At 64.0% G+C, this 20,951-nt stretch carries 18 protein-coding genes; 7 read left to right on the top strand and 11 right to left on the bottom strand.

Going from position 1 to position 20,951, the window contains the following annotated elements; translation table 11 throughout:
* Positions 1–170: 170 nt before the first annotated feature.
* From NKH04_RS31275 to NKH04_RS31265, 3 genes are read right to left on the bottom strand one after another with little or no spacing between them, the layout of a single operon-like run.
* Positions 171–1,562 carry a dihydrolipoamide acetyltransferase family protein gene (locus tag NKH04_RS31275; RefSeq protein ID WP_352770425.1) on the bottom strand — a complete coding sequence of 464 codons (1,392 nt, stop codon included), beginning with the start codon at positions 1,560–1,562 and terminating at the stop codon, positions 171–173.
* Between the two features lie 10 nt (positions 1,563–1,572).
* Positions 1,573–2,586, bottom strand: a complete 1,014-nt coding sequence (locus NKH04_RS31270) for an alpha-ketoacid dehydrogenase subunit beta (protein ID WP_352770428.1) — start codon at positions 2,584–2,586, stop codon at positions 1,573–1,575.
* Positions 2,587–2,588: 2 nt separating this feature from the next.
* Positions 2,589–3,821, bottom strand: coding sequence for a 3-methyl-2-oxobutanoate dehydrogenase (2-methylpropanoyl-transferring) subunit alpha (locus NKH04_RS31265; protein WP_352566898.1), 1,233 nt, complete (start codon positions 3,819–3,821; stop codon positions 2,589–2,591).
* Between the two features lie 430 nt (positions 3,822–4,251).
* On the opposite strand from NKH04_RS31265, the gene holA reads away from it, so the two are divergent.
* Positions 4,252–5,298, top strand: coding sequence for a DNA polymerase III subunit delta (gene holA, locus NKH04_RS31260; protein WP_352770432.1), 1,047 nt, complete (start codon positions 4,252–4,254; stop codon positions 5,296–5,298).
* Positions 5,299–5,526: 228 nt separating this feature from the next.
* On the opposite strand, the gene NKH04_RS31255 is transcribed toward holA, so the two are convergent.
* From NKH04_RS31255 to mnmE, 5 genes are all read right to left on the bottom strand, one after another.
* Positions 5,527–6,408 carry a ParB/RepB/Spo0J family partition protein gene (locus NKH04_RS31255; protein WP_352770435.1) on the bottom strand — a complete coding sequence of 294 codons (882 nt, stop codon included), beginning with the start codon at positions 6,406–6,408 and terminating at the stop codon, positions 5,527–5,529.
* Between the two features lie 51 nt (positions 6,409–6,459).
* Positions 6,460–7,260, bottom strand: coding sequence for a ParA family protein (locus tag NKH04_RS31250; RefSeq protein ID WP_084642633.1), 801 nt, complete (start codon positions 7,258–7,260; stop codon positions 6,460–6,462).
* Between the two features lie 33 nt (positions 7,261–7,293).
* Positions 7,294–7,935, bottom strand: coding sequence for a 16S rRNA (guanine(527)-N(7))-methyltransferase RsmG (gene rsmG / locus NKH04_RS31245; protein ID WP_353045503.1), 642 nt, complete (start codon positions 7,933–7,935; stop codon positions 7,294–7,296).
* Entirely contained in the window at positions 7,932–9,821 is a 1,890-nt protein-coding gene (gene mnmG, locus NKH04_RS31240; protein WP_353045502.1) for a tRNA uridine-5-carboxymethylaminomethyl(34) synthesis enzyme MnmG, read from the bottom strand. Before mnmG ends, rsmG begins: the two co-directional genes overlap by 4 nt.
* Positions 9,822–10,024: 203 nt before the next feature.
* A complete protein-coding gene (mnmE, locus tag NKH04_RS31235) occupies positions 10,025–11,353 on the bottom strand; it encodes a tRNA uridine-5-carboxymethylaminomethyl(34) synthesis GTPase MnmE (RefSeq protein ID WP_353045501.1) in 1,329 nt (442 codons plus the stop codon).
* 58 nt (positions 11,354–11,411) lie between these two features.
* On the opposite strand from mnmE, the gene NKH04_RS31230 reads away from it, so the two are divergent.
* Entirely contained in the window at positions 11,412–13,430 is a 2,019-nt protein-coding gene (locus NKH04_RS31230) for a thioredoxin domain-containing protein (protein ID WP_353045500.1), read from the top strand.
* Positions 13,431–13,479: 49 nt separating this feature from the next.
* On the opposite strand, the gene rho is transcribed toward NKH04_RS31230, so the two are convergent.
* From rho to hemE, 3 genes are all read right to left on the bottom strand, one after another.
* Positions 13,480–14,745, bottom strand: coding sequence for a transcription termination factor Rho (rho, locus tag NKH04_RS31225; RefSeq protein WP_023675925.1), 1,266 nt, complete (start codon positions 14,743–14,745; stop codon positions 13,480–13,482).
* Positions 14,746–14,911: 166 nt separating this feature from the next.
* Positions 14,912–15,457, bottom strand: coding sequence for a protoporphyrinogen oxidase HemJ (gene hemJ, locus NKH04_RS31220; RefSeq protein ID WP_502906942.1), 546 nt, complete (start codon positions 15,455–15,457; stop codon positions 14,912–14,914).
* A 2-nt stretch (positions 15,458–15,459) separates the two neighbouring features.
* Positions 15,460–16,488 (bottom strand): uroporphyrinogen decarboxylase, encoded by a 1,029-nt coding sequence (gene hemE, locus NKH04_RS31215; RefSeq protein ID WP_352980325.1) that lies wholly within the window; start codon positions 16,486–16,488, stop codon positions 15,460–15,462.
* 401 nt (positions 16,489–16,889) lie between these two features.
* Between hemE and NKH04_RS31210 the strand changes: the two genes are divergently transcribed.
* From NKH04_RS31210 to dnaQ, 5 genes are all read left to right on the top strand, one after another.
* Entirely contained in the window at positions 16,890–17,708 is an 819-nt protein-coding gene (locus NKH04_RS31210) for a pyruvate, water dikinase regulatory protein (RefSeq protein ID WP_254817949.1), read from the top strand.
* Positions 17,709–17,876: 168 nt separating this feature from the next.
* Positions 17,877–18,476: a Maf-like protein gene (locus tag NKH04_RS31205; protein WP_352541915.1), complete on the top strand. Its 600-nt coding sequence runs from the start codon at positions 17,877–17,879 to the stop codon at positions 18,474–18,476.
* The gene (locus NKH04_RS31200; RefSeq protein ID WP_353045499.1) at positions 18,469–19,311 is read left to right on the top strand and encodes a shikimate dehydrogenase; all 843 of its coding nucleotides are present in this window, start codon (positions 18,469–18,471) and stop codon (positions 19,309–19,311) included. The genes NKH04_RS31205 and NKH04_RS31200 overlap by 8 nt, the downstream gene beginning before the upstream one ends.
* On the top strand, positions 19,308–19,910 hold the full coding sequence (coaE, locus tag NKH04_RS31195) for a dephospho-CoA kinase (RefSeq protein WP_353045498.1): 603 nt from the start codon (positions 19,308–19,310) through the stop codon (positions 19,908–19,910). Before NKH04_RS31200 ends, coaE begins: the two co-directional genes overlap by 4 nt.
* Positions 19,911–19,996: 86 nt before the next feature.
* Complete coding sequence (dnaQ, locus tag NKH04_RS31190; RefSeq protein WP_352473994.1) at positions 19,997–20,719, top strand: DNA polymerase III subunit epsilon; 723 nt, start codon at positions 19,997–19,999, stop codon at positions 20,717–20,719.
* The last annotated feature ends 232 nt before the right edge of the window (positions 20,720–20,951 follow it).

Here is a 20,951-nt window from a genome sequence, read left to right as displayed (position 1 = left end):
GCGCCGAGACGGATGAGGGGTGTTGGACGGAGTGCGGTAGGTGCCAAGCTGGAGCACCCCTCATCCGTCGCCTTCGGCGACACCTGCTCCCACAAGGGGAGAAGGGGGAGCCAGCGTCCCGGCGCCCCATGCTGCCGGGCGAGGGGGCCTTTGCGACCGTTCTCATCTCCTCAGTCCACAAAAATCAGCGCCGGCGTCTCCAGCAGCGTCTTGATCCGCTGGATAAACACCGCCGCGTCCCAGCCGTCGACGACGCGGTGGTCGAAGCTGGAGGACAGGTTCATCATCTTGCGCGGGATGAACTGGCTGCCGTCCCATACCGGCCGCACCATCATCTTGTTGACGCCGACGATCGCCACTTCCGGATGATTGATCACCGGCGTCGTCGCCACGCCGCCCATGGCGCCCAGCGAAGTGATGGTGATGGTCGAGCCCGAGAGCTCGTCGCGCGTCGCCGTGCCGGATTTTGCCGCCTCGGCCAGCCTGACAACCTCGGCTGCACAGTCCCAGATGTCGCGCGCCTCGGCGTGCTTGACCACCGGCACCATCAGCCCGGAAGCTGTCTGCGCGGCGATGCCGATATGGACGCCGCCATGCTGGTGGACGATGCCGGCTTCGTCGTCGAACAGTGCGTTGACATTGGGCTGGTCGGCGATTGCCTTGACCATCGCCCGCATCAAGAACGGCAGCAGCGTCAGCTTCGGCCTGTCTGCGCCCGGCCGCTTCTCCTTGTTGAGCGCGGCGCGCAAATCCTCGAGCGCGGTGACGTCGATCTCCTCGACATAGGTGATATGCGGGATGCGCGACTTGGCCAGCGTCATCTTCTCGGCGATCCTTCGCCTGAGCCCGATTATCTTGATGTCCTCGACCGCCTCGTTGCGGGCGAGGCCAGGAGCCTTCGCGAGCTGCGGTCCGCGTGCCAGGAAGGCGTCGATATCCTCGTGCCGGATGCGGCCGGCTGGGCCGGTTCCCGGGACCTGCCGAAGGTCGATGCCGGCCTCTTTCGCCCTGAGGCGGACGGCCGGCGAGGCCAGTGGCTTTTCTCCCTCCGGACGCGGCGCACCGACCGGCGCTATACCCCCGAAAGCCGGCGCAGTACCCCCACCCCTAACCCCTCCCCACAAGGGGGAGGGGGACTCCGTATCCGCCGTTCGTGCGCCCTCGGTTCTTGGCACATACCCGACCAAGGGCGAGCTGGACCTGGCTTCGGCTTTGGCGGCCGAAGCTCGTCCCCCTCCCCCTTGTGGGGAGGGGCTAGGGGTGGGGGTAGGTGCCGCCTCACCCTCCGCCGATTTCGCGCCTGCGTTCACATTTCCCTCGCCGGCCACCTTCAACCTGACAATCGGCGAGCCGATCGCCACCGTGTCGCCGATCTCGGCGCCCAACCAGACGATCTCGCCATCGACGGGCGACGGAATTTCGACCGTCGCCTTGTCGGTCATGACAGCGGCAAGCACGGCGTCCTCGCGCACGAGGTCGCCGACCTTGACCTGCCATTCGACGAGCTCGGCCTCGGCAACGCCTTCGCCGACATCGGGCAGCTTGATGACATATTCGCCCATCGTTCCCTCTTCAGGCTTCCATCGTTTCGACCAGCGCGCGGCCTAGCCGGGCGGGACCGGGAAAATAGTCCCACTCCTGCGCATGCGGATAGGGCGTGTCCCAGCCGGTGACCCGCGCCACCGGCGCTTCCAGATGGTAGAAGCAGTTCTCCTGGACCAGCGCCGAAAGTTCGGCACCGAACCCCGATGTCAGCGTCGCCTCGTGCACCACCACGCAGCGCCCGGTCTTGTTGACCGAGGCGACGATCGTCTCGAGGTCGAGCGGCAGCAGTGTCCTCAGATCGATGATCTCGGCATCGATGCCGGTCTCCTCGGCCGCCGCCCGGGCGACATAGACCATCGTGCCGTAGGCAAGCACGGTGACCGCCGCACCCGGCCGTCGGATCACCGCCTTGCCGAGCGGCACCGTGTAATGGCCGTCGGCAACCTCGCCGAGCTCATGTTTCGACCATGGCGTTACCGGCCGCTCGTGATGACCGTCGAAAGGCCCGTTATAAAGCCGCTTCGGTTCCAGGAAGATCACCGGGTCCGGATCCTCGATCGCCGCGATCAGCAGGCCCTTGGCGTCATGCGGGTTCGAGGGCACCACGACTTTCAGGCCGGAGACGTGGGTGAACAGCGCCTCCGGGCTCTGGCTGTGGGTCTGGCCGCCGAAAATGCCGCCGCCGGTCGGCATTCTCACGACGATCGGGCAGGTGAAATCGCCGTTCGACCGGTAGCGCAGCCGCGCCGCTTCCGAGACGATCTGGTCATAGGCCGGATAAACATAGTCGGCAAACTGCACTTCGACGCAAGGCTTCAGCCCGTAGGCGGCCATGCCGATGGCCGCGCCGACAATGCCGGATTCGCTGATCGGCGCATCGAAGCAGCGGCTCTTGCCGTATTTCGCCTGCAGGCCTTGCGTGCAGCGGAAGACGCCGCCGAAGAAGCCGACATCCTCGCCGAACACGATGACTTGGCTGTCGCGTGCCATCGACACGTCCATGGCGTCGCGGATCGCCTCGATCATGGTCCGCCGCGGCATGGTCAGACCCCTGCCTGTTGGCGCTGGCGTCTGAGATGCGGCGGCATCTCGGCATAGACGCCCTCGAACATGTCGCGCGCCGAGGGCTTGCCGCCGGCATGCAGCGTGCCATGGCGCTCGGCCTCCCGCTGCGCCGAAATCACCGTGTCGAGGATTTCCGCCTCGGCCTGGGCGTGGCGTTCGTCCGACCAGACGCCGCGCTGGATGAGATGGTTCTTCAGCCTGACGATCGGGTCGCCGAGCGGCCAGGCATCGGACTCGGCCTTCGGCCGGTAGGCCGACGGGTCGTCGGAGCTCGAATGGGCGCCGACGCGGTAAGTGACGTATTCGACCAGCGTCGGCCCGAGATTGCTGCGCGCCCGTTCCGCCGCCCATTTGGCCACCGCATGGACGGCGAGATAGTCGTTGCCGTCGACGCGCAGTGACGGAATGCCGAAGCCGAGCCCACGGGCGGCAAAAGTACCGGAGCCGCCGCGGGCGATGCCCTGGAAGGTCGAGATCGCCCACTGGTTGTTGACGACGTTGAGCACGACCGGCGCCTTGTAGGTCGAGGCGAACACCAGCGCCGAATGGAAGTCGGACTCGGCGGTCGAACCGTCGCCGATCCACGCGGCGGCGATCTTTGAATCGTTGCTGATTGCCGAGGCCATCGCCCAGCCGACCGCCTGGATGTACTGCGTCGCCAGATTGCCGGAGATCGAGAAGAAGCCGTGCTCCTTCGATGAATACATGATCGGCAATTGCCGCCCTTTCAGCGGATCGGCCTCGTTCGAATAGATCTGGTTCATCATCGTGACCATCGGGTAGCCGTCGGCGATGAGCAGGCCGGCCTGCCGATAGGTCGGAAAATTCATGTCGCCGCGCGACAGCGCCTTGCGGAAGGCGCAGCTCACTGCCTCTTCGCCGAGGTGCTGCATGTAGAAAGAGGTCTTGCCCTGGCGCTGCGCCATCTGCATGCGCGCATCGAAGCTGCGCAGCGTCATCATATGGCGCAGCCCCTCCAGCAACTCCTCGTCCGAAAGCAGCCCTGCCCACGGCCCGACCGCCTCGCCGGCGCGGTTGAGCACGCGAATGATCGAGAAGGCCAGATCGCGGATGTCGCGCGGGTCGACGTCGATCTTCGGGCGCGGCACCGAGCCAGCTTTTGGAATGCTCACATTAGAGAAATCCGGCGTCCCGCCCGGCCGCACTTCCGGTTCCGGAACATGGAAGCGCAGCATTCCGGCATCGGCCATGATCTCGGTCCTCCACTGTTGCCCGGCCAGGATACTTGCACACCGCCAGACCAGTGCCAATTCGTCGGGCGAGGCTTCGCTGCCGCTGGCTGCTGCCCGCGGCCGACAGGATGGAGATATGTCGGCGAAATTTCTTGTCGATCTTCCGCGCCGGCGCGCAATTTGGGAGATGATTGCGCCGGGTTTCCCGCCAGATAAGGCAATGCGTCGGGTTGGGCGGCACGAGCACCTCCTTCTCCCCTTGTGGGAGAAGGTGGCCGAGCGAAGCTCGGTCGGATGAGGGGTGTTCCAGCTTGGCACCAACAGCGCTCCGGCCAGCACCCCTCAACCGTCTTGGCGCTGCGCGCCAATCCACCTTCTCCCACAAGGGGGAGAAGGAAAGGAGGGCGGCGCCGTTCACCCCGCGCCCGCGTCATGCTAATCAGCGCCCATGGCACAAAAGAAAGCATACGAGGTCGATGCATGGCTCGCGAAGCCGGATCCGCGCGTCTCGATCGTGCTGCTTTACGGTCCCGATCGCGGGCTGGTTGCCGAGCGGGCAAAGGCCTTTGCCGGCAAGACCGGCCTGCCGCTTGACGATCCGTTCTCGGTCGTCAGGCTGGACGGTTCGGAGGTCGATCGCGACGAGGGCCGCCTGCTCGACGAGGCCCGCACCGTGCCGATGTTTTCGGAGCGGCGCCTGCTATGGGTGCGCAACGCCGGCGCTCAGAAGGCGCTTGCCGATGACGTCAAGGCGCTGACGTCGGAGCCCGCGCGGGACGCCATCATCCTCATCGAGGCCGGCGACCTGAAGAAGGGCGTCGGCCTGCGCGCCGTGGTGGAGGCGGCGGACAATGCCATGGCTCTGCCTTGCTACGCCGATGAGGCCAGAGATATCGATACGATCATCGACGACGAACTGCGCAAGGCCGGCATGTCGATGACGCTGGAGGCGCGGCAGGCGCTGCGCCGCAATCTCGGCGGCGACCGGCTGGCCTCGCGCGGCGAGATCGAAAAGCTGGTGCTTTACGCGCATGGCCAGGCCGAAATCGGCCTCGACGACGTCAAGGCGACGTCTGGCGATGTCTCGGGCCTCTCCTTCGACGCAGCGGTCGACGCCCTGCTCGAAGGCAGGATCGCCGACTTCGACACCGCCTTCACCCGCCATTGCCAGTCCGGCGGCCAGCCCTTTCTGGTACTTTCATCGGCGATGCGGCAGTTGCAGGCGATTCAGGCGATGCGCGGCCTGATGGACGCCGGCGGCCGCAATGCCGCTTCGGTCGTTGCCGCGGCGCGCCCGCCGGTGTTTTTCTCCCGGCGCAAGCTGGTCGAGAAAGCCCTCGAACGCTGGAGCAGCGAGGCGCTCGGCCGCGCCCTCAACCGCCTGCAGACGGCGGTGCTGCAGACACGCCGGCGGCCGGATCTGTCGATCGCGCTGGCACGCCAGGCCCTGCTCGGCATCGCCGTGGAGAGCGCCAGGCTGGCGCAGCGCACCTGATCTCCCCCCTTGAGGGGGAGATGTCGCCAAAGGCGACAGAGGGGGTCACAGCGCGTAGAACACCAGCCCCTTCCGCGACGACAGAGGAGGTGGCGCTTGAAATTTGACGACCCCTTCTGGCCTGCCGGCCATCTCCCCCTCAAGGGGGAGGTTTGACTACTTCGACGATTTCGCCAATCACCGCACGGCAGCAAAAATCTTATTTGCCGGCTAATTTTAGCAACCTACCTACTCCCGCTTCAGCCTTCGGCAAAGCTCGTCAAGCTGCTCCAGCGTCCGGTAGGCGACGCTGATCACGCCGCCGCGCTGGTTGTGCTCGATCGTGACGATCATGCCGATCGTGCTGGTCATCAGCCGCTCCAGCGCCAGCGTGTCGGCATCCTTTTGCGGCGGTGCGGCGGGCTGGCGTTTTGCCGACGGCGCGCCGACCGGCAGCTGCGCCAAGGCCTCGGCCTGGCGCACCGAAAGCCCCTCATCGATGATCCGCTTGGCAAGCCCGGCCGGGTCGTTGGCCGTCACCAGGGTACGGGCGTGGCCGGCCGAGAGCGCCCCGTCGACCAGCATGTCGCGGATGACGTCGGGCAGCTTGAGCAGTCTCAACGTGTTGGCGACATGGCTGCGGCTCTTGCCGATCACCTGGCCGAGATCGGCCTGGGTATAGCCATGGTCGTCGATCAGCTGCTGGTAGCCGAGCGCCTCCTCGACCGGGTTGAGGTCGGTGCGCTGGACGTTTTCGATGATCGCCAGTTCGAGCGCCGTGCGATCGTCGACGTCGCGCACGATAATCGGGATTTCGGTCAGCCCGGCGCGTTGCGCCGCGCGCCAGCGTCGCTCGCCGGCGATGATCTCGTAGCGGCCCGGTTGGGTTTTCGACGGCCGCGCCACCACCGGCTGCACCACGCCATGTTCGCGGATCGACTGGGCGAGGTCGGTCAGGTCGGCGTCGCCAAAATGCCGGCGCGGGTTTTTCGGATTGGGGCTGAGGAACTCGATCGGCACCTTGCCGTCGCCCGCCAACCCGGGCTTTTCCGGTGCCGCTGGGCGATCGATTTCGCCGATCAGGGCCGCCAGTCCCCGTCCCAGTCTTTTCCTCGAAGGGTCTTCGTTCATCGTCCGTCCAGATCGTTTCGGTATCGAATCGGGTTTATTATTTACAACCGGTTAAGCGGCACGCAATTTGCGCTCGCGGCGGATGACTTCCGAAGCAAGCTGCAGATAGGCCTGGCTGCCCGAACATTTGAGGTCGTAGAGAATCGCCGGTTTGCCGTAGGACGGCGCCTCGGAAACGCGGACATTGCGCGGGATGACGGTTTCATAGACCTTGTCGCCCATATGCGCCCGCACATCCTGCACCACCTGGTTGGCGAGATTGTTGCGCCCGTCGAACATGGTCAGCACGATGCCCTGGATCGTCAGGTCGGGGTTGATCGAGCGGCGCACCTGCTCGACCGTCTCCAAAAGCTGGCTCAGGCCCTCCAGCGCGAAAAACTCGCACTGCAGCGGCACCAGCACCGAATCGGCCGCAGCCATCGAATTCAGTGTCAGCAGGTTGAGCGACGGCGGGCAGTCGATCAGCACATAGCCGAAATTGGCCGAGCGCTCAGCCGAAGCCCGCAGCGCGTTGCGCAGCCGCAGCACCCGATCCGGCGCCGAGGCGATTTCCATCTCGATGCCGAGCAGGTCGAGCGTCGACGGTACGATCGACAGGCCAGGCACCGCCGTCGGGATCGCCGCCGCTTCGAGATCCAGCTCGCCGGTCAGCACATCATAGGACGAGACGGTGCGGTCGCGCCGGTCGATGCCAAGCCCGGTGCTGGCGTTGCCCTGCGGGTCGAGATCGACGATCAGCACCTGTTCGCCTATGGCCGCCAGCGCGGTGGCCAGATTGATGGCGGTCGTCGTCTTGCCGACGCCGCCCTTCTGGTTGGCGACGGTGATGATTCGGGGGCCGTTCTTCATCATGGGTCTATGCCAGAAATTCATTTGGGTCGCCGGTCACAAGCCAGGGTGCTGTCGCAAGTCGGATACTTCGAGAATGACGCCCTGTGCGTCGGTTGCACTGGCATGTTCTACCAGATCGAAAGACCATCGTTGAGCGCTTTCTGCCACTTCGGCGCGGTAATCCCGGCCTTTGTGAAACAGGCCGCGCGAACCCTTGGTCAGCCACGGTGCCGCCAGGTCGAGCAGGTCGGGCAGCGAGGCGAGTGCCCTGGCTGTGACGATTTGCGGTGCAGGAACAAGGGGATAGCTGTCGTCGATGCGGCGCGCGATAACCTTGGCGGGCAGGCTGAACTGTCCGATGACCGCTTGCAGGAACGATGCTTTTTTCCGGTTGCTTTCAACCAGGTCGATACCGGCGCCGTCCCGCTCGGCAAGCAAAAAGGCCAGCACAAGGCCGGGAAACCCACCGCCGGAGCCGAGATCGACCCAGCGCTTCGCCTCTGGTTTGATTCGCGCCAGCTGCGCGCTGTCGAGGATGTGGCGGCGCCAGACATCGTCCTGCGTCGATTGCGCGGCCAGATTGATCCGGCAGTTCCATTTCCGGAAGACGGCCTCGAACTCGACCAGGCGATCGAATGTTTCACGTGAAACCGGGCCCGCTGCCGCCTGCAGGTTTGCCCAGGACGCAGCGCTCACGCGACCTGCTTTCGCGCGGCCGCCTCGGCATTGCGGACATGGGCGACAATAATCGCCAGCGCCGCCGGCGTCATGCCTTCCATGCGTTGCGCATCGGCAATCGAGCGCGGCTGGCGTGCCAGCATCTTCTGCTTCAACTCGTTCGACAGGCCGGGAACAGAAGCAAAGTCGAGCGACTCGGGAATAAGCCTGCTCTCCTCATGCCTGATCTGCGAAACATCGGCCTGCTGGCGGTCGAGATAGACAGAATATTTGGCTTCCGTTTCAAGACGTTCGGCCGTTTTGCTGTCGATCGCCGCGAAAGCCGGCTCGACCCGCGCCAGCCAGGCTATGTCGACGCCGGGATAGGCCAGCAACTCATAGGCCGAGCGGCGGACGCCGTCCCGGTTGATTTCGAGCCCATGGCGCGCTGCCTCATTGGGGGTCATGGTGGTGCCGAGGGCGAGCTGTCGCGCCTTCTCAAGGTCTTGCATACTATTGTTGAACCGCTGCATCCGCTCCGGCGAGGCAATCCCCAGCCTTATCGCCAGTGGCGTCAGCCGCTCATCGGCGTTGTCGGCTCGGAGCGATAGCCGGAACTCGGCCCGCGAGGTGAACATGCGGTAGGGTTCGGCAATGCCGCGGCTGGTCAAATCGTCGACCATCACGCCGATATAGGCTTCGGTGCGGCTCAGCACGATTTCCTCGCTCGCCGACGCCTTGCGCGCTGCATTCAAGCCGGCAAGCAGCCCTTGCGCGCCGGCCTCCTCGTAGCCGGTGGTGCCGTTGATCTGGCCGGCGAGGAAAAGGCCGGCAATCCGCCTGGTTTCCAGCGTCGGCTTGAGCTCGCGTGGATCGACATGATCATACTCGATGGCATAGCCCGGCTGCAGCATGGTTGCCCGCTCCAGCCCCGGAATGGTCTTCAGGATGTCGAGCTGCACGTCCTCGGGCAGCGAGGTCGAAATGCCGTTCGGGTACACCGTGTCGTCGTCCAGTCCTTCCGGCTCCAGAAAGATCTGGTGGCCTTCGCGGTCACCGAACTTGACGATCTTGTCTTCGATCGACGGGCAATAACGCGGCCCGACGCCTTCGATCGAGCCCGAATACATGGCCGAGCGGCCGAGATTGGCGCGAATCAGCTCGTGCGTCGCATTGGTCGTTCGGGTGATGCCGCAATGGATCTGCGGATTTTCGATGCGATCGGTCAGCAGCGAGAACGGCACGGGGTCCTCGTCCGCCGCCTGGCTCTCCAGTGACGCCCAATCGATCGTCCTGCCGTCCAGCCGCGGCGGCGTGCCGGTCTTCAGCCGCCCGAGCTTGAAGCCGGCGCGGCTCATCGTCGCCGACAGGCCGATGCTCGCCTGCTCGTTCATGCGGCCGGCGACGATCTTCTTCTCGCCGATATGGATCAGCCCGCGCAGAAAAGTGCCGGTCGTCAGCACGACGGCGCCGCAGGCGAGCCGGCTTCCATCCGCCAGCAGCACCGCCGCGATGCGTCCGTCGTCGATTTCCCCGTCGTTGATTTCGAAATCCAGCACCTCGCCTTCGATGACATCGAGGCCTGCCTGCTGGCGGATTGCCGCCTGCATGGCGAGGCGATAGAGTTTTCGGTCGGCCTGTGTTCGCGGACCACGCACGGCTGGCCCCTTGCGGCGGTTGAGCAGGCGGAACTGGATGCCAGCGGCATCGGCGACGCGCCCCATCAGCCCGCCCATGGCGTCGATCTCGCGAACCAGATGGCCCTTGCCGAGGCCGCCGATCGCCGGATTGCAGGACATCACGCCGATCGTGTCGAAGCGCAGCGTCACCAGCGCGGTCCTGGCGCCAGCCCGCGCGGCCGCACTAGCCGCCTCGCAACCAGCATGACCGCCGCCCACCACCACCACATCATAGCGATTGGTCATTTGTATATTCCGATTCAAATCTGCCGACACATGTGCCCGTGAGCCTGCGCTGTCAAGGACACCAACTAGTCGTTTCACGTGAAACAATTCCGTCTGCGTTCTTCGCTACGTGTTCCACGTGAATCATCACCGGCTTCCCGCCACTATGCGAGCATAGCTAACAGCACGCCCGCATCTCGGCACTTGGCAATGTTTCACGTGAGTCATTTGCCGATACAGAACTGCGAAAAGATAACGTCCAGCATATCCTCTACATCGACCGACCCGACGATTCGTCCAAGCCGATCCGCCGCCAGGCGCAGCTCCTCGGCCCGTAGCTCCTGCCCGCGATCACCACTGGCCACTGCTGCGAGCAGGAAGCGTTTCGTCTCGTTGAGCAGCTCGACGTGCCGCAGCCGCGACGGCAGGATATCGCCGGCCTTGCCGATCTGGACTGCGGCACGACGCCCGATCTCGTCCAGCAATTCGGCCAGACCCGTGCCGTCCCGCGTCGAGATAGCGAAATCATAGTGCACCGCAGGCGAGGGCGATTTGCCCCCCAGCAGGTCAATTTTTGTTCCGACCCTCAGCGCCTGAATGTCGCCCGGCAGCATACCGATCGCGATTGGCTCCGCCAGATCCTCCAGCAGCAACAGCAGATCAGCGCTGTGCGCCTTGGTCCTGGCCTTCTCGATGCCGATCGCCTCGATCTTGCCGGGCGCCTCCCGCAGACCGGCGGTGTCGGTTACCCTGACCCGCACCCCTTGCAGGTCCAGTACCACCTCGAGCAGGTCGCGGGTCGTGCCCGGCTCGTCGGTGACGATGGCCGCTTCGCGCCGCGCCAGGGCGTTGAACAGGCTGGATTTGCCGGCATTCGGTGCGCCGAGGATGACGACTTCGAACCCGTCGCGGATGATCTCGGCAGCCCGGAAGCCTGCGACATGGCGCTCGATTTCGTCGATCACGGCCTGAACATCCGACCAGACTGTGTCGGCGACCGAGCCCGGCACGTCGTCCTCGTCGGCAAAATCGATCTCGGCCTCGATCATCGCGCGGGCGTGGATCAGCCGTCGGCGCCAGCCCAGATAGAGTTCGCTCTGCACGCCTTGGGCGTTGTGAACGGCAAAGCGCCGCTGCGCCTCGGTTTCGGCGTTGATGAGATCGGCCAGCGCCTCGGTTTCGACCAGATCGAGCTTGCCGTTGAGAAAGGCGCGGCGGGTGAATTCGCCAGGCTCGGCATGCCTGACGCCGTCGAAGGAGGCGATCGTTTCCAGCATCCTCGCCACAACGGCGCGCCCGCCATGCACATGGAACTCTGCAACGTCCTCGCCGGTAAAACTGTCGGGGCCGGCAAAGAAGACGACCAGGCCGCTGTCCAGCACCGATCCGTCGGGCGCCCGGAACTTGCGATAGGTGGCAACGCGGTTTGGCACCTTCGATCCAGCAATCGTTTCGACAGCGAATCGACTCTGCGGCCCGGAAATCCGGATCACCGCAATGCCGGCCGGCAGGCGCCCGCTCGACAGCGCCACGATGGAGTCTTTTGAAATCATTTGCCCGCTCTGCCGAAGCGCCCTAGCTATGCCTGTTCAATCCGCATCGAGTAGTGCCGTGACATTGCCTGCACAAAACCTGCTTGCCGAAGAGGCCAGCCCCTATCTGCAGCAGCACAGCGGCAATCCCGTGCACTGGCGGCCATGGTCGCCCGCCGCTCTGGCCGAAGCAAAGGTGCTGCAGCGTCCGATCCTGCTCTCTGTCGGCTACGCCGCGTGCCATTGGTGCCACGTCATGGCGCATGAGAGCTTCGAGAACGACGACGTCGCCGCCGTCATGAACCGTCTCTTCGTCAATATCAAGGTCGACCGCGAGGAGCGCCCCGACATCGACCAGATCTACATGGCGGCGCTGTCCTCGATGGGCGAGCAGGGCGGCTGGCCGCTGACCATGTTCCTGACGCCGGAGGGCAAGCCGTTCTGGGGCGGCACTTACTTTCCGCGCGAAGCCCGCTACGGCCGGCCGGGTTTCGTCCAGGTGCTGGAGGCGGTTGACAAGGCTTGGCGGGAGAAGAAAGAAAGCGTTAACCAGAGTGCCGACGGCCTGACCACGCATGTCGAGACGCGGCTGGCGGGCAGCCATGCCAAGGCCGTGCTCGACCGCGGCATGCTGGCGAACCTCGCCAATGGCATTGACGGCATGATCGACCGCGATTTGGGCGGTCTGCGCGGCGCGCCGAAATTCCCCAACGCGCCGTTCATGCAGAGCCTCTGGCTGACCTGGCTGCGCGACGGCACCGCATCGCACCGCGACGCCGTTCTCCTCAGCCTCGAAAAGATGCTGGCCGGTGGCATCTATGACCATATTGGCGGCGGACTCAGCCGCTACTCGACCGACGCCGAATGGCTGGTCCCGCATTTCGAAAAAATGCTCTACGACAATGCCCAGCTCATCCGCTTGTGCAATTGGGCCTACGCGTCAACCGGCAAGGAATTGTTCCGGCTGCGAATCGAAGAGACGATTGCCTGGCTGTTGCGCGAAATGCGAGTCGAGGGCGATGCCTTCGCCGCCAGCCTTGATGCCGATAGCGAGGGCGAGGAGGGGTTGTTCTACACCTGGAGCAGGGATGAGCTAGAAGCAGCCCTTGGCGACGATTCAGCATTGTTTTTCAAATACTTCACGCTTGCCGACCCGCATGGTTGGGAAGGCAAGCCGATCATTTGCCAGACTGATGCTCAACAGGCGCAGAGCGTCATCGATCGTGACCTTCTGGTTCCGCTCAAGCAAAGGCTGCTGGCAGCGAGGGAACAGCGCGTGCGGCCCGGGCGTGACGGCAAGGCCCTGACCGACTGGAACGGCTTGATGATCGCAGCCCTTGCCGAGGCCGGACGGTCGCTTGGCCGATCCGACTGGATCGAAGCGGCGGCAACGGCCTTTGGCGCAATTGCGGCTGCCGGACGTGACGGCCGCCTGCCGCATTCGATGCTCGGCGCAAAGAAGCTGTTTCCGGCTCTGTCGAGCGACTATGCCGCCATGGCCAACGCCGCCATCTCACTGTTCGAGGCGACCGGCAATCCCGGCTACATCGATCGCGCCGGGAACTTCATTGAGCAACTCGATCTTTGGCACCGGGACAGCGACAAGACCGGCTACTATCTGACCGCGTCCGACAGCGCGGATGTGCCCATCCGCATCCGCGGCGATGTCGACGAAGCCATTCCTTCCGCTACCGGCCAGATCATCGAGGCTCTGGTCCGATTGTCGTCGCTTTCGGGCGATCTCGATCTCTGGGAAAAAGCCTGGACAGTCGCAGAGCACGCGGGCGGGCGGGCGGAGCACCAGGGCTATGGCCAGGCGGGTATAGTCAATGCCTGTGCCTTGGCGCTTGAACCGCTGAAGCTGGTGATCGTGGATAGACCAGAGCATCCAAGGCTTGTTCCGGTTGCGAATCGAAATCCAGACCCGCGCCGGGTGGACGTCGTCGTGCCTGTTGGCTCGGCGACAAATCTGCCGGCCTTGCCAGGCGGCGTCCTGCCGCCAACGACCGAGCCCGGCGCCTGGCTCTGCACGGGGCAGGTCTGCCTGCCGGTGATAACCGACGCTGAGGAACTCGAGCGGCAGTTGCGCCGTCGATAGGTCGAGGTGCACAGAACCGGAACGCCGGCGGGACAGCGCCTTGCCCCCTTTACGTATTCATCGAATCGAAGAAATCCGCGTTGGTCTTGGTCTGCTTGAGCTTGTCGATAAGGAACTCGATGGCGTCGGTCGTTCCCATCGGCGCCAGGATGCGGCGCAGCACGAAGATCTTCTGCAGGTCCTGGCGCGGAACCAGCAGGTCCTCCTTGCGGGTGCCGGATTTGAGGATGTCCATGGCCGGATAGATGCGCTTGTCCGCCACCTTGCGGTCGAGCACGATTTCCGAATTGCCGGTGCCCTTGAACTCTTCGAAGATGACCTCGTCCATGCGGCTGCCGGTATCGATCAACGCCGTCGCGATGATGGTCAGCGAGCCGCCTTCCTCGATGTTGCGGGCAGCACCGAAGAAGCGCTTCGGCCGCTGCAGCGCGTTGGCGTCGACACCACCGGTCAGCACCTTGCCGGATGACGGCACGACGGTGTTGTAGGCGCGGCCGAGGCGGGTGATCGAATCCAGCAGGATGACGACGTCACGGCCGTGCTCGACCAGGCGCTTGGCCTTCTCGATGACCATTTCGGCAACCTGGACGTGGCGCACCGCCGGCTCGTCGAAGGTCGAGGATACCACCTCGCCCTTCACCGAGCGCTGCATGTCGGTGACTTCCTCCGGCCGCTCGTCGATCAGAAGCACGATCAAATAGCATTCCGGATGGTTGGTGGTGATCGAATGGGCGATGTTCTGCAATAGCACCGTCTTGCCGGTGCGCGGCTGCGCCACGATCAGGGCGCGCTGGCCCTTGCCGAGCGGCGCCACCAGGTCGATGACGCGCGCCGAAATGTCCTTCGAGGTCGGAACCTCCATCTCCATCTTCAGCCGCGAGGTCGGATAAAGCGGCGTCAGATTGTCGAAATGGATCTTGTGGCGGATTTTTTCCGGGTCGTCGAAATTGATCGTGTTGACCTTGAGCAGCGCGAAATAGCGCTCGCCCTCTTTCGGGCTGCGGATCGGCCCTTCGACCGTATCGCCGGTCTTCAGCGAGAACCGCCGGATCTGCGACGGTGAAATATAGATGTCGTCGGGACCCGGCAGATAGTTGGCATTGGCGGAGCGCAGGAAGCCAAAGCCGTCCTGCAGCACTTCGACGACGCCGTCGCCGATGATCTCGATATCCTGGGTCGCCAGCCTCTTCAGGATCGCGAACATCAGCTCCTGCTTGCGCATGACGCTGGCATTCTCGACTTCGAGCGATTCCGCATAAGCGATCAGCTCTGGCGGTTTCTTGTTCTTGAACTCTGTGAGCTTCATTTCTTGCATCATTAGACGGACTCTGAGTAAGCTTTGGGAAAAATATCGGCGGGATGCGACAAATGCCGGGCGCGGCCGAAGCGACAAATGGGCGGCGCATGACGGGAAGGAAGACCCGTCTTTTATCGTCGGTCGGTTGAAAGAGCAAGCCGCCTTTTGCGGGCAACCGAAGACGTCAGAACGGTTTCACGATTACCAGGACGACGATGACGATCATCAGCAATGTAGGGATCTCATTGACGATCCGCCAGTGCCTTGCCGATTTTTCATTGCGGTCTTCGGCAAATGTCCGGACGGCGCCGGCGAGATAGCCATGCACGGCCGACAGGCCAACCACCGCAGCGATCTTGGCATGCAGCCAGCCGCCTTGAAAACCAAAGCCTTTCCAGGCGAGCCACAGGCCGAATGCCCAGGTGATCACCATTGCCGGATTGATGATGCCGCGCAGCAGGCGGCGCTCCATCACCTTGAAAGTCTCCGACTGGACGGAGCCTTTTTCGGCATCGGCATGATAGACCAGCAAGCGCGGCAGATAGAGCATGCCAGCCATCCAGGAGATGACGGCAATCACATGGATCGCCTTCGCCCAGGGATAGAAATCATCGGGCCCGAACAGCAACAGCAGCCCGGCCAGCACCAGGAAGATGGCGATCGCGATTGCCGCGCGGCGCATCGCGCCCTTACCGGTGTTGGTGCCGTTCGCATTGTCTGCGCCCATCATCGTCACGATGCGCTCCGCACCAGTTTCACCATCTGCTCGACATGCGCCAGCGGCGTCTCCGGCGTGATGCCGTGGCCGAGGTTGAAGATCAGTGGTCCGTCGCCCAGCGCCTTCAGGATCGCCCCCACGCCGTCGGCAAGCGCTTTGCCGCCGGCTACAAGCCGCAGCGGATCGAGATTGCCCTGCACGGCGCCGTCACGCTGCAATTCCTTCGCGCTCGACAACGGCACGGTCCAGTCGAGGCCCAGCCCGGTCACGCCGGTCTTCTGGCGATAGCTTCGATAGTGATCTCCCGCGCCCTTGGGAAAGCCGATGACCGGAACATTGGGATGGGCAGCCTTCACTTGCCGGACGATCGAGGCCACCGGCTCGACGCAGAACAATTCGAAAGACGCTTCGTCGAGCACGCCTGACCACGAATCGAAGATCTGCACCACGTCGGCGCCGGCCTCGATCTGGCGGATCAGATAGGCAGCCGAATGATCGGCGAGCACCTTCAGCAGCCTAAGAAAGGCCGCCGGCTCGCGATAGCCGAACAGCCTGGCCGGCGCCTGGTCGGGCGTACCGTGGCCGGCAATCATGTAGGTCGCCACCGTCCAGGGCGCACCGCAGAAGCCGATCAGCGTCGTTTCATCAGGCAGTCTGGCGCGCAACCGCCGCACCGTCTCGTAGACCGGCTCGAGATTCACGTGAAACGTTTCGCCGTCGAGAGCCGCAATTTCCGCAGCCGTGATCGGCGTCAGCAGCGGGCCGCGTCCTTCCTCGAAGCGCACGTCGCGGCCGAGCGCATGCGGCACGACAAGAATATCGGAAAACAGGATCGATGCATCGAAGCCGAAGCGTTCGATCGGCTGCAGCGTCACTTCGACGGCGAGATCCGGGTCGTAGCAAAGATCGAGGAAGGATCCGGCCCGTCTCCTCGTCTCCCGGTATTCCGGCAGATAGCGGCCGGCCTGGCGCATCATCCAGAGCGGTGGCGGAAACGCCGCCTTGCCTCTCAACACGTCCAGCACGATCCGGTCTTGAGGCATTGAGCGCTCGCCTTTCCAGGCTTCCCTATAATTAAATATTCTATTTTTAGGAATCTTATGATTCTAAGAGTCTGTTGGTTGTGGTGGTTGTCTCCTGTCCCGCTTTGCCCTCGGAAAGACCAGCCAGCATATTGTCGCGCGCTTCTCCAACGGGATTGCAGGACTTTGTGGAAAGTCGGGAATTTACGACTGGAGTCAATGCGTTGCCGCCAGGCCAGGGAAATTGCCCCTGTGGATGAAGCGAAGGCAAAAAGCTCCGTCCCCGGACTTGTCCCCAACCGCCCGGAGAAGCCGACAGCACATCGAATTGTGGACAAACCGCCATCTGATACAGTCGCTTTGCGGTGGCCGAGTTTCCCGCCCGGCTTATCCACATCGGCCCACAGCCTGGAATGTATCCTGTGAACAAACCGCAGAGCTTCTTTCACCTTCACCTGATTTCCGACGCCACCGGCGAAACGCTGCTGGCCGCCGGCCGCGCGGCTTCCGCGCAATACAAGGACGCGCGCGCCATCGAACATATCTACCCGCTCATCCGCACCGAAAAGCAGGTGACGAAGGTGTTCGAGGATATCGAGGAGGAGCCGGGCATCATCCTCTATACGGTGGTCGACCAGAAGCTTGCCCGCGGCATCGACGAACGCTGCGCGGCCATGGGCCTGCCTTGCGTCTCGGTGCTGGAACCGGTGCTGACGGTGTTCCAGTCCTATCTCGGCACGCCGGCCGGCCGCCGCGTCGGTGCCCAGCATGTGCTGGACGCCGAATATTTCCGCCGCATCGACGCGCTCAACTTCACCATGGAGCATGACGATGGCCAGCTGCCGGCCAATATGGATGATGCCGACATCGTGCTCGTCGGCATCTCCCGCACCTCGAAGACGCCGACCAGCATCTATCTCGCCAATCGCGGCATCAAGACCGCCAACATCCCGATCGTGCTCGGCGTTCCGGTGCCCGAAAGCCTGGTCAATGCCACGAGGCCGCTGATCGTCGGCCTGGTCGCCACCGCCGAACGGATCTCGCAGGTCCGGCAGAACCGCATTCTCGGCACCAGCGCCTACGAACCGACCGACTATGTCGACCGCGCCGCGATCGCCGAAGAGCTCGCCTATGCCCGCCAGATATGCACGCGGCACGGCTGGCCGATGATCGACGTCAGCCGCCGTTCGATCGAGGAGACGGCGGCGGCCATCGTTGCCCTGCGCGGCAAGACGCGCTAGGGCGTGTGATATTCAGGTGATGCCGGCCTGCAAACGGCGGTTTCCTGCGCTTCCGGTGCTCACGTACGAAATGTACGCTCCGCTCCGGTTCTCGGAAGCCACCATTTTCGGCGCGGCCTGACCTGAATCTCGACGCACCCTAGTGACGCCAGCAAACGGGCGAAAAAAATGGCCGAAAAAATCATCCTTGCCTCGGGCAGCCCGTTCCGCAAAGCGCTGCTCGTCAATGCCGGCGTCACTGTCGAAGCGGTTCCGGCTTCTGTCGATGAGCGCGCGCTCGAGGCGCCGCTGCAGAACACTGGCGTGTCGCCGGAGGACGTCGCCCTGGTGCTCGCCGAAGCCAAGGCCACCGACGTCAGTGAGCGCAAGCCCGGCGCCCTGGTGCTCGGCTGCGACCAGACGCTGTCGCTCGGCGACGAGCTGTTCCACAAGCCGGCCGACATGGAAGGAGCGCGCCGTCATCTGCTGGCGCTGTCGGGCAAGACGCATCATCTCAACAGCGCCGTCGTGCTCGCCCGTGACGGCCAGGTTCTGTGGCGGCATGTCGGCATCGCCAGCCTGACCATGCGCAAGCTCGATCCGGCCTTCATCGGCCGCCATCTGGCGCGCGTCGGCGCCAAGGCGTTGTCCAGCGTCGGCGCTTACCAGATCGAAGGCGAAGGCATCCAGCTGTTCGAAAAAATCGAAGGCGACTATTTTACTATTGTCGGCTTGCCACTTTTGCCGGTGCTGGCCAAGCTGCGAGAGTTCGGGGCGATCGATGGCTGAGGCCCCAAAAAAAGCCTTCGTCACCGGCCACCCGATCGCGCATTCCAGGTCTCCGAAGATCCACGGCCACTGGCTGGCGAAATACGGCATCGACGGCGTCTACGAGGCCATCGACGTTGCACCGGAGGCCTTTGCCGAATTCCTGCAGACGTTGCAGGCACAAGGCTATCGCGGCGGCAACGTCACCATCCCGCACAAGGAAGCCGCCTTCGCACTGGCGGCGCGACGCGACGCCGACGCCGAACAGATCGGTGCGGTCAATACGCTGTGGTTCGAGAATGGCGAATTGTGCGGCGGCAACACCGATGCCCATGGCTTTGCCGCCAATCTGGACGAATATGCACCGGGCTGGGCGGCCAACGGCCCCGCCGTGGTGCTCGGTGCCGGCGGCGCCGCTCGCGCGGTCATCCATGCGCTGAAGCAGCGCGGCGTCAGCGACATCCGCATCGTCAACCGGACGCTTGCGAGGGCGCAGGAGCTGCGCGACCGCTTCGGTGCCGGCGTTTCCGCCCACAACCTCGCGGCGACCGGCGAATTGCTCGAAGATGCCGGCCTGCTGGTCAACACGACAGCGCTCGGCATGCATGGCAATGAAGGCCTGTCCGCGGATCCAGGCAGACTGCCGGACCGCGCCATCGTCACCGACATCGTCTACGTGCCGCTGGAGACGCCGCTGCTTGCTACTGCCAAAGCGCGCGGCCTGAGAACCGTCGATGGGCTCGGCATGCTGCTGCACCAGGCGGTGCCCGGCTTCGAGCGGTGGTTCGGCATCAGGCCAGAAGTCACCGCCGAACTGCGGCAAATAATTATTGCCGATATCGGCGCGATAAAATGATCGTGCTCGGCCTCACCGGATCGATCGGCATGGGCAAATCGACCGCGGCCAAGATGTTCGCCGAGGCCGGCGTGCCGGTCCATGATTCCGACGAGGCTGTGCATCGCCTTTATGCCGGCAAGGCCGCGCCCTTGGTCGAGGCGGCCTTTCCCGGCACCACCCGATCCGGTGCGGTCGACCGCGCGGCACTGGCGGAGCGGGTGCTCGGCGACGCCGCCGCGCTGAAACGGCTGGAAGCGATCATCCATCCGCTGGTCCATGCCGACGCCGATGCCTTCCTGGCTGAACATCGTGCCGCCGGCGCGCCGCTTGCCGTGCTCGATATACCGCTGCTGTTCGAGACCGGCGGCCGCAACCGCGTCGACAAGGTCGTGGTCGTCACCGCGCCGCCCGAAGTCCAGCGCGCCCGCGTGCTGGCGCGGCCGGGCATGAACAAGGAGAAACTGGCGTCGATCCTGGCCAGGCAGGTTCCCGACACCGAAAAGCGCCGGCGCGCCGACTTTGTCATCGACACCGGTCAGGGCTTTGACGCCACTCGCGCGGCCGTCAAGGCCATCATCGCCGAACTAGTCGTGGATAAGGCAGCCAGGCCTGGTTAAGAGGCTTGCAGACCCACATTACTTGTTGCCATTTTGTTCCTGGTGTGATTCGGTTAGAATGATGCCGGCACCAGTGGACTGATTCGATGCGTGAGATCATCTTCGATACGGAAACCACCGGCCTCGACACGCGCGAGGACCGCGTCATCGAGCTTGGCGGCGTCGAGCTGGTCAACCGCTTCCCGACCGGCCGAACCTTCCACAAATACATCAACCCGCAAGGCCGCCAGATCCATCACGAGGCGCAGGCCGTGCACGGCATCAGCGCCGCCGATCTTCAGGGCAAGCCGACTTTCATGGAGATCGCCGAGGAGTTTCTGGCCTTCATCGACGGCGCCAAACTGGTCGCGCACAATGCCGGCTTCGACATCGGCTTCCTCAATCTCGAATTCGGCCGGCTTGGCCATCCGGCCATCGATCCGGGACGGATCGTCGACACGCTGGCGCTGGCGCGCCGCAAGCATCCGATGGGCCCCAATTCGCTCGACGCGCTCTGCCGCCGCTATGGCATCGACAACGGCCGCCGCACCAAGCACGGCGCGCTGCTCGATTCGGAATTGCTGGCCGAGGTCTATATCGAGCTCATCGGCGGCAAGCAGGCAAGCCTTATCCTCGACAGCATCCTGACTCCGGCGGGCGGCAGGCAGAATGTCGACGACATCGATATTTCGATCGGTGTGCGGCCGATCGCCTTGCCGTCGCGCCTGACCGATGCCGAGCGCGCAGCACACGCAGGCATGGTTGGCAGCCTCGGCGAAAAAGCGCTGTGGCTGCGCGTCCCCCCGGAAGCGAGTTCCGCGGCACAGTGATTTTGACCGGAGTGATCCTTCGCGCCCCCCTCTGTCCTGCCGGACATCTCCCCCTCAAGGGGGGAGATTGGCAGACCCAGCGTCTCGCTCATTCCTGCGGCGATGAAGGATTGGCGAAGGCTGACGTGAAGTCCGATCTCCCCCCTTGAGGGCAGGGCTATCGCATATGAGTGATGGCATTGATGAGATAGTCGTCGTTCCAGGCGCATTTCTTGATGCGATGGCTGATGGG

This window comes from Mesorhizobium sp. M1365, from assembly GCF_040317865.1.
Lineage (GTDB): Bacteria > Pseudomonadota > Alphaproteobacteria > Rhizobiales > Rhizobiaceae > Mesorhizobium.
Note: the sequence above shows the minus strand (reverse complement) of the source record. Positions and strands in the feature narration are given on the sequence as shown.

Excerpts from the sequence above, each read along its gene's own strand:
- NKH04_RS31255 (WP_352770435.1), bottom strand. The coding sequence starts at position 6,408 with ATGAACGAAGACCCTTCGAGGAAAAGACTGGGACGGGGACTGGCGGCC.
- NKH04_RS31205 (WP_352541915.1), top strand. The coding sequence starts at position 17,877 with ATGGCCGAAAAAATCATCCTTGCCTCGGGCAGCCCGTTCCGCAAAGCG.
- NKH04_RS31275 (WP_352770425.1), bottom strand. The coding sequence starts at position 1,562 with ATGGGCGAATATGTCATCAAGCTGCCCGATGTCGGCGAAGGCGTTGCC.
- NKH04_RS31265 (WP_352566898.1), bottom strand. The coding sequence starts at position 3,821 with ATGGCCGATGCCGGAATGCTGCGCTTCCATGTTCCGGAACCGGAAGTG.
- mnmG (WP_353045502.1), bottom strand. The coding sequence starts at position 9,821 with ATGACCAATCGCTATGATGTGGTGGTGGTGGGCGGCGGTCATGCTGGT.
- NKH04_RS31200 (WP_353045499.1), top strand. The coding sequence starts at position 18,469 with ATGGCTGAGGCCCCAAAAAAAGCCTTCGTCACCGGCCACCCGATCGCG.
- NKH04_RS31250 (WP_084642633.1), bottom strand. The coding sequence starts at position 7,260 with ATGATGAAGAACGGCCCCCGAATCATCACCGTCGCCAACCAGAAGGGC.
- hemE (WP_352980325.1), bottom strand. The coding sequence starts at position 16,488 with ATGCCTCAAGACCGGATCGTGCTGGACGTGTTGAGAGGCAAGGCGGCG.
- rho (WP_023675925.1), bottom strand. The coding sequence starts at position 14,745 with ATGCAAGAAATGAAGCTCACAGAGTTCAAGAACAAGAAACCGCCAGAG.
- NKH04_RS31270 (WP_352770428.1), bottom strand. The coding sequence starts at position 2,586 with ATGCCGCGGCGGACCATGATCGAGGCGATCCGCGACGCCATGGACGTG.
- holA (WP_352770432.1), top strand. The coding sequence starts at position 4,252 with ATGGCACAAAAGAAAGCATACGAGGTCGATGCATGGCTCGCGAAGCCG.
- dnaQ (WP_352473994.1), top strand. The coding sequence starts at position 19,997 with ATGCGTGAGATCATCTTCGATACGGAAACCACCGGCCTCGACACGCGC.
- mnmE (WP_353045501.1), bottom strand. The coding sequence starts at position 11,353 with ATGATTTCAAAAGACTCCATCGTGGCGCTGTCGAGCGGGCGCCTGCCG.
- hemJ (WP_502906942.1), bottom strand. The coding sequence starts at position 15,457 with ATGATGGGCGCAGACAATGCGAACGGCACCAACACCGGTAAGGGCGCG.
- coaE (WP_353045498.1), top strand. The coding sequence starts at position 19,308 with ATGATCGTGCTCGGCCTCACCGGATCGATCGGCATGGGCAAATCGACC.